Raw genomic sequence first — 14,715 nt, forward strand, 5'->3', positions numbered from 1 at the left:
AAAGCGCAATAACCCCACACCGTTTAAGCGTATCTTTATAAGAAGCTCCAATCGATTCAAGCTTATTGTGATTGGATATTAACGCCCACATCGTGCTAAACAACAATCTTCCTAAGCGCAATCCATAAGCAGCTACAATAATTAACGCCGGAATCTCCAATATGCCATGTGGCAGCAATGTCTTCACCACTAAGTCAAACAAAGATATCGCCATCTGCCCATCAATGGACAGCTTTAATATATAGCCGATCAGCATTCCGTTTATCGCAAGAAAGAACACAGGGAAAATTCCGAAGAATGCACCTAAGAATATGACCATGACAGATTTGATTGCATTATTGAAGAAGATAAAGATCATCATCGACATCGTTGGATTGCCGCTCTGATCTATTTGCTCCACTAATTGTCCCATAGCGTTCATTTGGTTATTAAGGAAGACAGTAAAGCCCTCGTTAGTCATCCCTACATAAATACTAACAGCAAATATAATCGTAGCTACAATAATAAATTGCTTTGTTACCTTCAAATCATGCCACACATTACGCAGTTTAAACATTTTATCACCTCATCAATAAAACATTGAATATCTTTTTTGTACGAGCATAGATTGTACTATAGGTCTGACAAGCCCGATTCAGTAAATTACACGGTAAGTAGAGAGGAGAATAATATCAATGAATTCTTTTTTTGTGTTATCTGCCAGCAAAATAAAAAAGTACTTCTTTTTAACGATTGCACTCGTGTTTGCAGTCGGGGTAATTTACACTGAGCGAGACAATATTACTGTATTCGCACCACAGCAGCCACTTGCGATCTACAACGTACCTACAGAGCGTAATGTCGTTGCTCTAACCTTTGACATTAGCTGGGGTGACAAGCGTCTGGAGCCTATCTTAGAAGTGCTTAAACAGAAAGACATTACTTCAGCAACCTTCTTCGTATCCTCTGTATGGAGTCAGCAGCATCCTGAGCTCGTTAAAAAGATTCAAGAGGCTGGCTACGAAATTGGCAGCCATGGTCACAAGCATGATAATTATTCTACTTTAACTGACGAAGAGATACGCAGTCAGATAACTACAGCTCATAGTATTATATCAGAGGTCACAGGTACAAGTCCTAATTTAATTCGTTTGCCTAATGGTGATTTTGATAAGCGCGTGCTTAAGATCGCTAGCGAGCTTCAATATCAAGTGATTCAATGGGATACCGATTCAATGGATTGGTTAAGCATCGGTACCGACAAAATTGCTGATCGTGTCATTTCCCGTGCACATCCTGGAGACATTATTCTTATGCATGCTAGTGACTCAGCTAAACAAACACATCTTGCTCTGCCTATTATTATTGATCAGCTGCGCGATAAAGGTTATGACTTCGTATCTGTATCTGAGCTGCTTACTCAAACAGAAACGCAAGGTCAATCTGTTACGAGCTCTTAGGTTAACGAAGATCATTAACTTACAAGCATAACAAATTTACCTTGCGTCCTATAATTCATCATCTTATTAAACAGCCGTTTTTGCTGGTACACCAGCGGAAGCGGCTGTCGCATTTCCAGTAAGCTTGGCCATTTGATGGTTTTGATATAAGTTACAAACAAAGAGTGGAAGCATCATAAAGATGATAGCCCCTACATTGTTCTCACCTTGAATGGCTGGGTAGGATTCAATCGATGTGATAACAAACATTAAGAACATCGTTGGAATAAAAGCAGAGCGATTCGTCTGTTTCACCTTGAACCAGGAAGCAGCTAACGACAGGATAAACAAGCTTAGCGGTAAAACCCAAAAGAACCAATTGTTCATTCTACCATCATACAATACGTATCCGAGCAGAAAAACAGCGAATATGGTTGTATAACCCTGCAGCGCGTTCCATAAGTATTTTTTACGAAACACACTTAACGCGATATAGTTGAGTGTTAAGTAAGCGAAAAAACACATTTGACTAAATGCGCCAATTACTGTGCCCGCAAGAAGCATCATGAATAGGTTAAAGCCTGTAGCCTTAATACCTAAAAAACCAAATTCTTGATCAGTTAGCAGCATAGTTAGCCCTAGTACCATACATACGGCAGCACCGATAGCCATGGTGCTCCAAAATAAGAAAAACCATTTTCTAATTGTCACGCCAAAATTCCTCCTGAATATTGATTTACACGACGATGTTTACTTTTTAATTTAAGGGGATCTTTTGAACAACCTCTTTTACTGTATTTTACCACGTTCACACAAAAATGCTAACAAGCACTATGATAAAACATCGAACATTGCGCATGCTATAGGTACGAGACATTTTTTATGTAGGAGGTATTTTTATCATGCGACATTTTATTGCTTTGTCTATGCTTATAGCCTCCATTACCCTTCTAACAAGCTGCAGCACTGGAGGCAGCGGCGGTGGTGGAGAATCCTCCGCTATGACCTACAAGGATATGAAGTCGATGGTCATCGATATTCTTAAAACAGAGGATGCACAAAAGGCGTTGCAGGAATCCGCCAGCGCTCAATCCGGCTATAAGGCACAGAGCGCTACGATGCTCAATGCACAAGATCAAGAATCGGTTCGATTAGCAGTAAAGGATGTCATCCTCTCACCAGAGTATGATGAAGTATTAAAATCATTAATGACTGATACCCGCTTTGCGGGCGAATTTTCTAAAGCCGTTAATGAAATGAATAAAGATCTTCATGTTGAACTTATAAAGGATCCCCAGTATCAAGAAGGACTCGTATCGGCATTCGAGTCTGATCATTTGCAGAAGGTGATCTTAAAAGTCTTCAAGGGACCGGAATATCGCAAAGAATTGATGACATTAATGCAGGAGTCACTTAAAAATCCGATCTTCAAAATGCAGCTGCTTGACCTGATGAAGCAGGCCGTAGCAGATGAGCTAACCGTTAAGCCCCAATCTGTTAGCGGTAGTGGAGAAGAAAGCGGACAAAGCAACTCCGGCTCAGACAAAGAATCTGAATCATCTAAGGATAAGGCCGGCGGTGAATCTGAAAAAGAATCCTAAGTCAAAAAGCTCCGAAGCATCAATGCTCGGAGCTTTTTTATATCCTCTATTATTCGCAATGCTTCATCACTTTTTGTGCCAGCTCTTGATACAGCTCGCCAATCGGTGTATCTGCTGCAAATACACTTGGTGAAAAGTTTGGATCGAGCGGGTGGTTTTCAGGCTGTCCTAGCGGAATTTGTGCTAACAGCTCACAATGAAGCGTCTCTGCAAGCTTACCTCCACCACCGCGACCAAATACATACTCTCGTTCACCGGTTAGCTTCGATTCGAAATATGACATATTTTCAACGACACCGATAATTTCATGCTCCGTCTTAATGGCCATTGCACCTGCACGTGCAGCTACAAAGGAGGCCGTTGCATGAGGGGTAGTCACGATGATTTCTTTACTCTGCGGAATCATTTGATGAACATCAAGCGCCACATCACCTGTTCCTGGTGGAAGATCTAGCAGCACATAATCCAGTTCCCCCCACTCGATCTCCTGGAAGAAGTTGCGCAGCATCTTTCCAAGCATAGGTCCTCGCCATACAATTGGACTATTGTCCTCTACGAAGAAGCCCATAGAGATAACTTTAACACCAAATCGCTCAATCGGAATGACACGGTCATTAATGACTTCAGGACGTTCTTCAATGCCCATCATATCAGGCACACTAAAGCCATAGATATCTGCATCAATAATGCCTACTCGCTTCCCGCTGCGAGCAAGAGCTGTTGCAAGATTAACGGTAACTGTGGATTTTCCTACGCCACCTTTACCCGATGCAATCGCAATAAAGTTTACATTGCTTTGCTCGGTAAGTAACGGACTTTGCAAATTCGCACCATGGCCTTGCACCTTGGGCTGAGACTGCTGCTTCGATGCTCCACTTTCCTGCTGCTGATGGGCTGTAGCTGCAACACCACTGTCTCTGAATCGGCAATACAATGCTGTGGCTCCAGCTTCCTTCAAGCTATCGAGCAGAACAGCTTCAATTGCAGACTGCTGCTCCTGAGCAGCACCCAAAATCGTTACAGATACCTGATCATTACGCACCATTACGTCTCGAAAGCTTATTTGATTCGCACCATATTGAGATGCAAGTATTGACTCAATCGTTGATACCGCTAGTTCACGTGTAATTGCCATCTCTATTCCCACCTTTTTAGTTAAGCGCTTTAGTCTTATATATATAGCATAGGCGGTTTGCGAGCAGAAGTGAAGGGCTGCCTGCAAATTTTCACATTTCAATCATTATTCCACTTGTTCCTTCGCACTATTCTGAGTGACATACTGCAATATCCCTTTGTAGATCGAAGCCGCGACAGTGCGTTGATACTGAGCATCGACGAGCAGCTGTGATTCTGCCGGGTTAGAGAGAAACCCAACTTCAACGAGAGCAGCAGGGATGTGTTGCATCGCCTTCAAAATATAAATCGTCTCCACCGTATTGGCTTCCCGATTCGTATTCTCAAGATTAAGTTTCAGCTGCTCTTGAATCGCTTTAGCCAGTACTTCACTTTCCTCTATCGCGGTCTTGTGATAGAACGTTTGAGCACCAGACCATCTTTCCTGCGGGATACTATTCATATGGATGCTGATGAGCAGCTCCGGATTAGCTTCTTGGAGCAAGGATACCCGCTTTAACAGATCCTCTGTTTTCCGTTTGCTGTACGATTTCGTATCATCCTGGGCAAGATCGTAATCCCCTTCGCGAGTCATAAATACAATCGCACCCGCTTCTTGCAAATAATCTCTTACATACAGCGCAATGGACAAGCTTAGATCCTTTTCAATTGCCCCACTTTTACTAACTGCCCCTCCATCCACACCTCCGTGACCAGCATCTATCGCGATCGTCATTCCTGATAGCGGCAGACTCCAGGTTGACCACGTACTGCTTGAAGGTGGTGTGCGGCTTAATAAAAACACTGCTATGACCACCAAACCTAATCCGGCTAACAATCGCATCTTGCTTTTAGGCGACAGCCATACAATAAAACGCTGACGAAATTTAAGCATAAAAAACCACCTCATAGCCATTTTCATAGAACGTACAAGCTGCAACAAGCAGGTACTTCTATATATATGGGACAAGGTGGTTTTTTATGAATTAACTATAGTAGTAGATGTTCAAAAGTCCAACTTTGATTACGAAGTCACGCGTTGAGGCGTACTCGACATCGAATATTGAACAAATATTAACGAACGAGAATATTGCGATACTTGCCAAAGTCTCCGTTTGAACCAGTACCAACTTCAAGCCCATTCACATCAAGCAATGGCCATTGAGGGTCACGAGCACCGAAGCCTGTAAATATACCGCCACGTACGTTAGCAAAGCCAGCATCATTGGCAAGTACATCAAAATCAGCAGGGTATCCGCATTGCTCGCTTTGAAGTGGCAATGCATCACCCTTCGTATACGTAGCCGCTGGATGCTTTTGTCGCAAGATCATATTCACAGCAGGATCAAACAGGAAGCTATCGAACAAATTAACCTGAAGCTTAACCTCTCCATCCACGAGCAATACGCTATCATCGTTTTGATCACTAATGGACACAATCACTCCGCATGCTGCTGTCGCGTGCGTAACACGATCAATCAATATAAGTCCGCCCATCGTCTTGTGTGATTGGAACTCATCGACAACAAGCGGTTCAGCTACGACGATATCACAGCTTACTAGCTCATTTTTAACAGCGCTAGTAGCCGGTAGCAGCTCTCCATTATTAACGTCAACCTTATGATGAATCTCTGTCACAATAGCCGGCAACAGCTTAGTGCCAACCTTGATCCAATATTCCTTACCGGGAACCAGCTGCTGTTCATCCATCCATAGCAGCGTCGCAGATAACGTCGTCGCGGTTTGCAGACCAGCGTCTCGCGTCAGCACGCATCCACGCGAAACGTCTACCTCACGATCCAGCTGTATCGTAACAGGCTGTCCGGCAATCGCACGCTCTACCTTCGTGTCACCAACATATAGTGACTTGACGATTGCCGTCTCGCCACTTGGTAAAATCGTAATCGTCTCGCCACATTCAACTTTACCTGCTTCGATCTGACCTTGGAAGCCACGGAAGCTATGGTCAGGACGACTTACCCGCTGCACAGGCATGTAAAAGCCTTGCTCTATGACATCTCCGGATATATCAACCGTTTCCAGATGCTCGAGCAATGTCGGGCCATCATACCACGGCATATTAGCCGAACGCTGCGTTACATTGTCACCTTCGGTAGCTGAAACAGGAATAATTAGCGTATTCTCTAGACCAAGTCCTTTGCTTAGCTGTTCGATATCCTCGGAAATGTCCAGGAAGCGGCGTTGGTCGTAGCCAGCAAGATCAATTTTATTTACGGCAAATACAAAATGCTTAATCCCCATCAGCGCACAGATCCGAGCGTGGCGACGAGTTTGCACCAAAACACCTTGTGTAGCATCTAGTAAAATAATTGCTAAATCTGCGAATGCCGCACCGACTGCCATATTGCGAGTATACTCCTCATGTCCCGGAGTATCGGCAACGATAAAGCTGCGACGGTCTGTATTAAAATATCGATAAGCGACATCAATCGTAATGCCTTGCTCACGCTCTGCCATCAATCCATCAAGCAATAGTGAATAGTCGATTGCACCGTTACGGCTGCCAACCTGACTATCTAGCAAAAGTGCTTGCTCTTGGTCTGCGTACAGCATTTTTGAATCATATAAAATATGACCGATCAACGTAGACTTTCCGTCGTCGACGCTGCCACAGGTAATAAACTTTAGAAGACTGCTTTCTGCATGACTCATTAGAAATACCCCTCCCGTTTGCGACGCTCCATGCTGCCCGCGGCTTCTTTGTCAATGACGCGGCTTGTACGTTCGGAAGTGGTTGCCGACAATGTCTCCGCAATAACCTCATCGAGCGTATCTGCATCTGACTCAACCCCGCCTGTAAGTGGGTAACAGCCTAGTGTACGGAAACGCACCTTCTTCATTTCAGGAGTTTCACCAGGCAGAAGTCTCATGCGGCTATCGTCCACCATAATAATATTGCCATCACGGTGCACAACTGGACGCTCTGCTGCAAAATACAGCGGAACTATCTCGATCTTCTCGCGCTGGATATATTGCCAAATATCCTTCTCTGTCCAGTTAGAGATCGGGAATACGCGCATGCTCTCCCCTTTGTGGATGCGTGTATTGTACAGCTTCCACATTTCTGGACGTTGGTTTTTAGGGTCCCATGTGTGCTGCTCGTTACGGAATGAGAAGATACGTTCCTTCGCGCGAGACTTTTCCTCGTCACGACGTCCGCCTCCGAAAGCGGCAGTAAACTGATACTTCGTCAACGCCTCTTTGAGCGCTTGTGTTTTCATAATATCGGTGTACGCTGCTCCGTGATCAAACGGGTTGATTCCTTCCGCAATAGCAGCTTCGTTGCGGTGTACAATTAGCTCAACACCCAGCTCCTTCGCTCGGCGGTCACGGAATTCAATCATTTCGCGAAATTTCCAGCTCGTATCAATCTGTAGCAACGGAAATGGCGGTTTTTCTGGATAAAATGCCTTCATTGCAAGATGAAGCATCACGGATGAATCTTTACCAATCGAATACAGCATAACCGGGCGCTCGCACTCAGCGGCAACCTCACGGAAAATGTAGATTGCTTCAGCCTCCAGCTTATCTAAATGTGTCAGCGACATGTGTATCACTCCTATATTGCCAATCAATTTGATTTCATTATATGATTTATCCTAGTGGAATACTAGTATTAATTACGCAAACGTTTTACTTGCATAATTGCTTAATATTGCATAGGATTTGCGCAAATTGACTTTAGTTTTACGCAAAAAGCCGTTATGATCATAGTGAGCTGATCTTTTTAATCAAATTGAAAACATTATTCGAGTTCAAAAGCTTAACTCCGCACTGCTTTGTCATCAAAGTTGAGTTTTTCGAACTACCTCTAGGGGGGAGTCCGATGACTTTAAAACAAATCGCTGCTATGGCAGATGTCTCAATCTCTACTGTATCGCGTATATTAAATTCCCCAGACAATAGCTTTGCCAGCAAAGAAGTGCGCGACAGAGTGTGGAAGGTCGTTAAGGAAATCGGCTATGTGCCGAATCAGAGCGCTCGTGAGCTCAAGCTTGGCAAGTCAACCTCCAAGCGCAATGCTCCACCTTCCATCTCGTGCATTCTAGGACGTACGAAGCATTTGGACGATGATCCATTCTTTGCGCAAATTTCTCGTGCAATTGAACAGCAAGCGCTAGACTTAGGGTACGCCATGCATCTATCCTACTCACTATTCGATATTGATACCGATGCATTGCTCGCTCAGATCGAATCAGCACATACAGACGGCGCAATTATATTAGGCCGCTTCAGCAACGATAGTATGAATTTTCTTGAGCAGCATTACAAAAACCTCGTCTATGTCGGACGTAACGTCATCGATGCAAGCTGCGACCAAGTGATCTGCGATGGGTACGAAGCAACACAAACTGCAATTATGCATCTCATTGCCACTGGGCATAAACGAATCGGTTATATTGGGGAGACAACAAATGAAGTGCGGTATGAGGCGTACTGCGACATCCTGCAAAAATACGGACTAGAGCACTCGGAGAAATGGGTAAGCAACTGCCCGCAAAATGGGTCCGGTGGCTATCAGGGAGCTGAACAACTATTAGCAAAAGCTTCTCCGTTTCCGACAGCTGTATTTTGCTCTAATGATATTGTGGCCATTGCCGCACTACGACGTTTTACAGAGGAGAAGATCAAGGTGCCAGAGCAACTATCGATTATAAGCATGGATAACATCGAGCTATCTGGTTATGTATCGCCGATGCTGACAACGGTAGGGATGCCCATTGTCGAGATGGGGAATTGGGCAGTACAGCTGTTAATTGACCGCATCCAAAAGCGTCGTAAGCTTCCTGCTAAAGTGTTACTGCCAAGCAAGTTAATTATTCGCGAGAGCGTAGCTAGTCTAAGTTAACCAGCTAGTTACGGGGAAAACCATAGCCCAAGTTATGCTAAGGAGCGACTTAAGAATCAACATGGTACTTAAATATTAAGCAAAAGCAGCTCGAAGGGTTCCAACTTACGGATGAACCTTTCGAGCTGCTTTGCGACTTGTTGTTCCACTGTCAATTATCACTTACTGTTGACTCTGCTTGCTTTAGTTAGTTAGTTGATTTCCTTTAGTTACTACAGCTACTTCTTCAGTTGTTTTATTCACGTTGTGTTACTGTAGTTGCTTTACTTCGCCTGTTTCTCAACTATTTTTACTTGTGTAAGCCACACTCTGTCTTTTCTTGCCCTGACCATCTTCCTGCGCGTGGATCTTCGCCAGGCATCACTTGGCGAGTGCAATACTCACAACCGATGCTTGGGTAATGGTTGTCATGCAAAGGGTTATAAATGACGTTATTATCACGAATATACTTCCACACGTCATCATTCGTCCAATCTGCAATTGGATTGAATTTCACAAGTCCAAACTTTGTATCATACTCAATCTTCTTAGCATTAGCACGTGTCGGCGCTTGATCACGACGAATACCTGTAATCCATGCTTCGTATTTTGCCAATGTACGAGTTAGAGGCTCTACTTTACGTATATTACAGCATGCGTTAGCATCTGTTTCCCATAGCTTTTCGCCATGCTGCTCCGCCTGCTGCTCTGGTGTAATAAGTGGTTTAACTTCAACAAATGGAATACCTGGATAACGAGCTGCTAGTCGATCTCTTGTCTCATAAGTTTCCTTAAAGTGAAAGTCTGTATCTAAATAAAAAATATCTGTTGTAGGACTGACGCGCTGCAGCATATCGACAAGCACAACGTCCTCCGCTCCGAAGCTGCATGCGAAGGTAATGTTAGGAAACGTTTCTACTGCAAAACGAAGCACTTCCTCAGCACTTGCAGATTCCAAAGCAACCGCTTGTTCAGCGATTAATTTTTCCTTCTCAATCAAATTCATACTATTCCCCTCGCTTTTATAGACAATATTGATGGCACGCTGGTTTAATTATAGCTTTTTCTATTATTGACTTCAATATCAATGCATAACATTTATTGACTAATTACATTGACCCTTATCAATACAACTTGCACGATCCTGTATAATGAAAGTATACGAATACGAAGTGGTAAGGATAAGGAGTTGCATATATGCTCAAGTATACTATTTGTTTTATTCAATACGGTGATGAGCTGTTATTACTTAATCGCCTAAAGTCCCCCAATATGGGTTTATGGAATGGGATAGGTGGTAAGCTCGAAGCAAATGAAACACCACTGCAAAGTATTATTCGAGAGATCGCTGAGGAAACCGGACTTATAGTGGAGCCAGATCAAGTTCAACCAGCAGGAGTTGTACGGTGGATCAGTAGCCATGATGATTGTAATGAGGCGCAATCAGGCATGTATGTTTTTTATTGTAACCTACAGGAACAGAAGCTACATATCGATACACCAGTAGCTGTGGATGAGGGTATTCTTATGTGGAAGTCATTATCATGGGTGCTTCATGAGCATAATGCAGGCATCGTTGATAATATTAAGCACTTTTTACCCGTTATACTGCAAGGAAATCTTCAGCTTGAGCATATCTTTACCTATAACGATCAGGATGAGCTTGTTGCCTATAGGACAAAGCCGCTTGAATGGATAGCTGAGGAATCCACAATGTCTATCGTAAAATGATCGTTGCATTGTTGCTTTAATTTTCCATGCCTCGCTATGGTCGTATGTTTATTTAATAATTGGGGAAGTTATTCGAGTAACCCCATCACTACGATTTATTAGGAGGAAGCTAACAATGAACAATCAATACTCGTCTTATAATCAATATGGGACAAGTGGTCAATTCAACACACATTCCTTTGACAGCAGTTCTCAAGCTCGACAACAGCTTGCTCAAATCGAGCAGCTTGTACAGCAGCTTATTAGTCAAACACAGCAAGCATCGATGCAATATCAACAGCTCCTTACTCAAGAGCAGCAAAACGCACGTACACTAGAACAGCTTGCACAGAAGGAACAGCATGCTGCTCATGTTATTCAAACTGCTCTTCAAGGTCACCATACGGCTACGCAGCAATTGCATCAGATCTCTTCTCTATGCAATCAAATTTCAATTCCAAGCCCATCGAGCTATGCTACTGCTGGCACTTCTAGTTATGTGTCTGGATCTACTCCATCAAGCACTTCTGGTTATACAACGGGTTCTAGCAGCTATCCAACCAGCTCCAACAGCTTTACTTCAAGCTCCAATGCTTACCCAAGCAGCAGCTCTGTAGATTTCAATCAAAATCAATATACTTCATCGATTAATCATTCCATCGGAAGCAGCCCATTAAGCAGCAGCTCGCTTAACAACAGCTCACTTGGCAATAGCTCATTAAGCAACAGCTCTCTCAGCAACAACTCACTAAGCAATAGCTCTTTGAGCAACAGCACACTAAGCAACAGCTCTCTGAGCAATAGCTCGTTTAACCAATCAACAGGCAGCAACGGAATTAGCAGTACCGTTGCGAAATACACGAACACTCTTCCACAAAACTAAGATAATCAAGGCGTCAGACATATCCCTGTACGCTAGCTATATAGCAGGACAAACAAAGAAAGTCTCAACTCATTGCAAAATGAGTTTGAGACTTTCTTTTACGTTGTCATTAAGCTAACAAAAAATAAAAAACACAGTTCCTAAAAGGAACTGTGCTGCTTACTATTTATTAACGGAAAGGTGCTGTTACTGCATTACCCATATCTCTTAACAAATCAGCAATATCCGTAGCCATATCTCTTACTGGCTGACCATCCAGTGGCTGCATTTGTCCTTGAATCGAACGAATACGGTCATGCATTGCACGTTCCGATGTCACATGAACGTTATAGCCGTTATTATCTTGCTCTAATGCTCTTCTAACGTCCTGTTCAACCTTTGCTCGTTGACCAACATTGTTAAGCTCAAGACCAACAATAATATCTCGACCATTAACAAATACTGTAGCATCGTTAACGCCGTTCACGTTACGTACACGCTGTACCAATCGTTGCTGCTGATTGTTCATTTGATCGCCATTACTCATCGTGTTGTTACGATCATTACCATTAAGCGTTGTACCATTACGTGCTGAGTTTTTGTTCATCATACCATTGTCATAGGCGTTACCATTGATGAAACCGTCTGGCCCGTTCTGAGTTGACTGAGTACGGATCCTGTCATTTCGGACATTGTCTCTGGTGTTGTTATCATCTGTTCCGCATGCTGTTAAGCTTAGCGCTAGTGCTGTACACACAAAGGTCGCACCAATACGTTTGTACATGTTGTCCTTCACCTCCTACATATAAAATGCACTTGAGGTGATGGTTTTATGCCTAATGTGATTTACTCATACTGGAAACGCCATGTTCTCAGCACGGCCTGTATAATCGCACATATGCTACATTATTACTGCAGCTGTGTTCCGTTTTTGAACATAATAAAAACCCCTTCCCGGATAACCCAGGAAGGGGTTGTAAACGTCCATACAAAAACGATATTAACGTTTTGAGAACTGAGGCGCACGACGTGCCGCTTTAAGACCGTATTTTTTACGCTCTTTCATACGAGGGTCACGTGTTAAGAAGCCTGCACGTTTCAAGGATGGGCGGAATTCAGGATCCGCTTTAAGAAGCGCACGAGAGATACCATGACGGATAGCACCCGCTTGTCCAGACATACCTCCACCTTGAGCGATAACCAATACATCGTATTTGTCAACTGTATCAGTTAAGTTCAATGGTTGTTTAACGATTAGCTTAAGAGTTTCTAAGCCAAAATATTCATTGATATCACGTTTGTTAATAATGATTCGTCCTTCACCCGGCACAAGACGTACGCGTGCAACAGAGTGCTTACGACGACCAGTTCCATAGTATTGCACTTGAGCCATGAAACATGTCCTCCTCTTCTATTACCCGCGAAGTTCGTAAACTTCAGGGTTTTGTGCTTGATGTGGATGTTCCGCACCTGCATATACTTTAAGTTTAAGCTTCATTTTGTTACCAAGACGATTCTTAGGCAACATACCGTGTACAGCTAGCTCAACCATACGCTCAGGTTTCTTTTGTAGCATCTCGCCAGCTGGAGTTACTTTCAAACCACCAGAGTAGCCAGAGTGACGGTAGTATTTTTTGTCAGCCATTTTGTTACCAGTTAGAACGATTTTGTCAGCGTTAATAATAACTACGAAATCACCAGTATCAAGATGTGGTGTAAATTGTGGCTTGTGTTTACCGCGAATTAGCGCAGCTGCTTCGCTCGCAAGACGACCAAGAGTTTTGCCCTCAGCGTCAATCAAAAGCCATTTACGTTCTACTTCATTAGGCTTAGCCATATAAGTGGTACGCATGGATGTTCCTCCTTGATTCAATTACATTATTCTTTTTTATAACAACGGAATCGTTAAATTCTTCATTTAAGTTTATCATTGTTCATAAGCAATCCTAGTCGGGGCTGTGGGAGAGCCACTAAGAAAGCACAAAATATATTTTACTATATACAGTGAGAATAATCAAGTGCTTTCTTCAATAAAAACCGCGTGCTTATCATATTTTTCTCAGTCTCTAGACTTAGAAAGTATACAACATGGGGCCGATTGTTAGATTCGATCTACATGTTATACTAAATCTATAAATTCCATTCAAGGAGAATTATAGTATGAATAAGCAAACCTTACTCGGATTGATTATTATCATCGTTGGAGCTGCAATTCTATTCTCCAATGTATTCGATCTCAAGTTTAGCAATGACTTCACTAAAGGTGAGGAGGTATCACACTTGTACGACGCAACGCAAATCAATGAATTAACGATCCGTACGTCATCGGTTAATGTGAAGCTGCTTCCAACAGATAGTAATACTATACAGATGAAGCTATATGATTCTAGAAATAAAACGTATGATGTTACGAAGCATGTAACAAAGTCGGAATTCAGCAATCAGCTTGAGCTTAATGTTAACTCACCACGTAAATGGTATATTCCATTTCAGTTTAAGAGCTATACGTATGAGATTACTGTCCCAACCCACCTAATACGTGATCTGCAGGTTGATTCAAAAAGTGGTAATATTATTAGCAATAGCATCAACTTAGATGAATTAACACTTGAAGCAAATAGCGGTAATATAACGATCCAAAAATCAAACAGCGAGACTTTATCTGCAAAGGTAACTAGCGGTAACATTAAGCTCAATGATATCTCGAGCCATTCAATCTCGGCTACTGCTTCGAGTGGAAACATAACAGCGGAACAACTCGAAAGCTCATCTGTAGCATTAAAAGCAACGAGCGGTAACGCGAAGTTAACTTCGTTTACAGCAGTCGATGTTCGAGCTGAAGTGAGCAGCGGCAACCTATCATTAGAAGGTAAAACAGCTGGGCTGAATGCTTCCTCATCTTCAGGTAATATTCATATCGAAATCGATGATTTGTCAAAGGAAAGCAGACTTGAAAGCAGCAGTGGAAACATTAGGCTAACGTTTCTAAAGCAGCCTCAATCTCTCACTGTTATTCATCAAAAAAGCTCCGGTTCATCCTCAATCGGTAAATCGGGCTTTGAGTTAATTACCCAAGAAAATCGAAAGCTTGAAGGCAAATTCGGAAGCGGAGAAGTTCCGTTGTATGTTAAAACATCGTCAGGCAACTTCAGTCTTCAATAA

Annotated in this window: 16 protein-coding genes (1 of these 16 cut by a window edge); 6 read left to right on the plus strand and 10 right to left on the minus strand. The window is 42.9% G+C overall.

All coding sequences use genetic code 11. The annotated features are described in order from the left end of the window. On the minus strand, window positions 1-556 hold the 5' portion of the coding sequence (locus NSQ99_RS00630) for a stage II sporulation protein M (RefSeq protein WP_251670828.1). The gene continues 77 nt to the left of window position 1, outside the view; the window shows 556 of its 633 coding nt (coding positions 1-556); it begins with the start codon at window positions 554-556; the stop codon falls past the left edge of the window. Between the two features lie 118 nt (window positions 557-674). Between NSQ99_RS00630 and pdaB the strand changes: the two genes are divergently transcribed. Beyond that, entirely contained in the window at window positions 675-1,439 is a 765-nt protein-coding gene (gene pdaB / locus NSQ99_RS00635; RefSeq protein WP_340834286.1) for a polysaccharide deacetylase family sporulation protein PdaB, read from the plus strand. A gap of 66 nt (window positions 1,440-1,505) precedes the next feature. On the opposite strand, the gene NSQ99_RS00640 is transcribed toward pdaB, so the two are convergent. After that, window positions 1,506-2,129 carry a KinB-signaling pathway activation protein gene (locus tag NSQ99_RS00640; RefSeq protein WP_251670832.1) on the minus strand — a complete coding sequence of 208 codons (624 nt, stop codon included), beginning with the start codon at window positions 2,127-2,129 and terminating at the stop codon, window positions 1,506-1,508. A 191-nt stretch (window positions 2,130-2,320) separates the two neighbouring features. On the opposite strand from NSQ99_RS00640, the gene gerD reads away from it, so the two are divergent. Then, the gene (gene gerD / locus NSQ99_RS00645) at window positions 2,321-3,019 is read left to right on the plus strand and encodes a spore germination lipoprotein GerD (protein ID WP_251670848.1); all 699 of its coding nucleotides are present in this window, start codon (window positions 2,321-2,323) and stop codon (window positions 3,017-3,019) included. A gap of 49 nt (window positions 3,020-3,068) precedes the next feature. Here gerD and NSQ99_RS00650 read toward each other — a convergent pair whose 3' ends face one another. From NSQ99_RS00650 to cysD, 4 genes are all read right to left on the minus strand, one after another. Continuing rightward, window positions 3,069-4,154, minus strand: coding sequence for an Mrp/NBP35 family ATP-binding protein (locus NSQ99_RS00650; protein ID WP_285855813.1), 1,086 nt, complete (start codon window positions 4,152-4,154; stop codon window positions 3,069-3,071). A 105-nt stretch (window positions 4,155-4,259) separates the two neighbouring features. Next, on the minus strand, window positions 4,260-5,027 hold the full coding sequence (cwlD, locus tag NSQ99_RS00655; protein WP_251670849.1) for an N-acetylmuramoyl-L-alanine amidase CwlD: 768 nt from the start codon (window positions 5,025-5,027) through the stop codon (window positions 4,260-4,262). 179 nt (window positions 5,028-5,206) lie between these two features. Beyond that, window positions 5,207-6,805 (minus strand): sulfate adenylyltransferase subunit 1, encoded by a 1,599-nt coding sequence (locus NSQ99_RS00660; protein WP_340834300.1) that lies wholly within the window; start codon window positions 6,803-6,805, stop codon window positions 5,207-5,209. Beyond that, a complete protein-coding gene (cysD, locus tag NSQ99_RS00665) occupies window positions 6,805-7,701 on the minus strand; it encodes a sulfate adenylyltransferase subunit CysD (RefSeq protein ID WP_251670853.1) in 897 nt (298 codons plus the stop codon). Before cysD ends, NSQ99_RS00660 begins: the two co-directional genes overlap by 1 nt. 278 nt (window positions 7,702-7,979) lie before the next feature. Here cysD and NSQ99_RS00670 point away from each other — a divergent pair, with 278 nt between their 5' ends. Next, on the plus strand, window positions 7,980-9,002 hold the full coding sequence (locus NSQ99_RS00670) for a LacI family DNA-binding transcriptional regulator (protein WP_340834306.1): 1,023 nt from the start codon (window positions 7,980-7,982) through the stop codon (window positions 9,000-9,002). Between the two features lie 289 nt (window positions 9,003-9,291). Here NSQ99_RS00670 and NSQ99_RS00675 read toward each other — a convergent pair whose 3' ends face one another. Further along, window positions 9,292-9,987 carry a phosphoadenylyl-sulfate reductase gene (locus NSQ99_RS00675; RefSeq protein ID WP_340834309.1) on the minus strand — a complete coding sequence of 232 codons (696 nt, stop codon included), beginning with the start codon at window positions 9,985-9,987 and terminating at the stop codon, window positions 9,292-9,294. Between the two features lie 191 nt (window positions 9,988-10,178). On the opposite strand from NSQ99_RS00675, the gene NSQ99_RS00680 reads away from it, so the two are divergent. Together NSQ99_RS00680 and NSQ99_RS00685 are read left to right on the plus strand one after the other, a co-directional pair. Beyond that, a complete protein-coding gene (locus NSQ99_RS00680; RefSeq protein WP_340834311.1) occupies window positions 10,179-10,712 on the plus strand; it encodes an NUDIX hydrolase in 534 nt (177 codons plus the stop codon). A gap of 115 nt (window positions 10,713-10,827) precedes the next feature. Next, a complete protein-coding gene (locus tag NSQ99_RS00685) occupies window positions 10,828-11,574 on the plus strand; it encodes a hypothetical protein (RefSeq protein WP_340834313.1) in 747 nt (248 codons plus the stop codon). A 169-nt stretch (window positions 11,575-11,743) separates the two neighbouring features. On the opposite strand, the gene NSQ99_RS00690 is transcribed toward NSQ99_RS00685, so the two are convergent. The 3 genes from NSQ99_RS00690 to rplM form a co-directional block, all read right to left on the minus strand. Then, a complete protein-coding gene (locus NSQ99_RS00690; protein WP_251670858.1) occupies window positions 11,744-12,337 on the minus strand; it encodes a YhcN/YlaJ family sporulation lipoprotein in 594 nt (197 codons plus the stop codon). Window positions 12,338-12,553: 216 nt separating this feature from the next. Next, a complete protein-coding gene (gene rpsI / locus NSQ99_RS00695; RefSeq protein WP_251670860.1) occupies window positions 12,554-12,946 on the minus strand; it encodes a 30S ribosomal protein S9 in 393 nt (130 codons plus the stop codon). Window positions 12,947-12,967: 21 nt separating this feature from the next. Continuing rightward, complete coding sequence (rplM, locus tag NSQ99_RS00700; protein ID WP_251670862.1) at window positions 12,968-13,405, minus strand: 50S ribosomal protein L13; 438 nt, start codon at window positions 13,403-13,405, stop codon at window positions 12,968-12,970. Window positions 13,406-13,713: 308 nt separating this feature from the next. Between rplM and NSQ99_RS00705 the strand changes: the two genes are divergently transcribed. Beyond that, entirely contained in the window at window positions 13,714-14,715 is a 1,002-nt protein-coding gene (locus NSQ99_RS00705; RefSeq protein WP_340834316.1) for a DUF4097 family beta strand repeat-containing protein, read from the plus strand.

This window comes from Paenibacillus sp. FSL W7-1287, assembly GCF_038004245.1.
Lineage (GTDB): Bacteria > Bacillota > Bacilli > Paenibacillales > Paenibacillaceae > Pristimantibacillus > Pristimantibacillus camelliae.

Coding starts and splice junctions, on each gene's coding strand:
- NSQ99_RS00675 (WP_340834309.1), bottom strand. CDS start 9,987: ATGAATTTGATTGAGAAGGAAAAATTAATCGCTGAACAAGCGGTTGCT.
- pdaB (WP_340834286.1), top strand. CDS start 675: ATGAATTCTTTTTTTGTGTTATCTGCCAGCAAAATAAAAAAGTACTTC.
- cwlD (WP_251670849.1), bottom strand. CDS start 5,027: ATGCTTAAATTTCGTCAGCGTTTTATTGTATGGCTGTCGCCTAAAAGC.
- cysD (WP_251670853.1), bottom strand. CDS start 7,701: ATGTCGCTGACACATTTAGATAAGCTGGAGGCTGAAGCAATCTACATT.
- NSQ99_RS00670 (WP_340834306.1), top strand. CDS start 7,980: ATGACTTTAAAACAAATCGCTGCTATGGCAGATGTCTCAATCTCTACT.
- NSQ99_RS00705 (WP_340834316.1), top strand. CDS start 13,714: ATGAATAAGCAAACCTTACTCGGATTGATTATTATCATCGTTGGAGCT.
- rplM (WP_251670862.1), bottom strand. CDS start 13,405: ATGCGTACCACTTATATGGCTAAGCCTAATGAAGTAGAACGTAAATGG.
- NSQ99_RS00685 (WP_340834313.1), top strand. CDS start 10,828: ATGAACAATCAATACTCGTCTTATAATCAATATGGGACAAGTGGTCAA.
- gerD (WP_251670848.1), top strand. CDS start 2,321: ATGCGACATTTTATTGCTTTGTCTATGCTTATAGCCTCCATTACCCTT.
- NSQ99_RS00660 (WP_340834300.1), bottom strand. CDS start 6,805: ATGAGTCATGCAGAAAGCAGTCTTCTAAAGTTTATTACCTGTGGCAGC.
- NSQ99_RS00680 (WP_340834311.1), top strand. CDS start 10,179: ATGCTCAAGTATACTATTTGTTTTATTCAATACGGTGATGAGCTGTTA.
- NSQ99_RS00690 (WP_251670858.1), bottom strand. CDS start 12,337: ATGTACAAACGTATTGGTGCGACCTTTGTGTGTACAGCACTAGCGCTA.
- NSQ99_RS00650 (WP_285855813.1), bottom strand. CDS start 4,154: ATGGCAATTACACGTGAACTAGCGGTATCAACGATTGAGTCAATACTT.
- rpsI (WP_251670860.1), bottom strand. CDS start 12,946: ATGGCTCAAGTGCAATACTATGGAACTGGTCGTCGTAAGCACTCTGTT.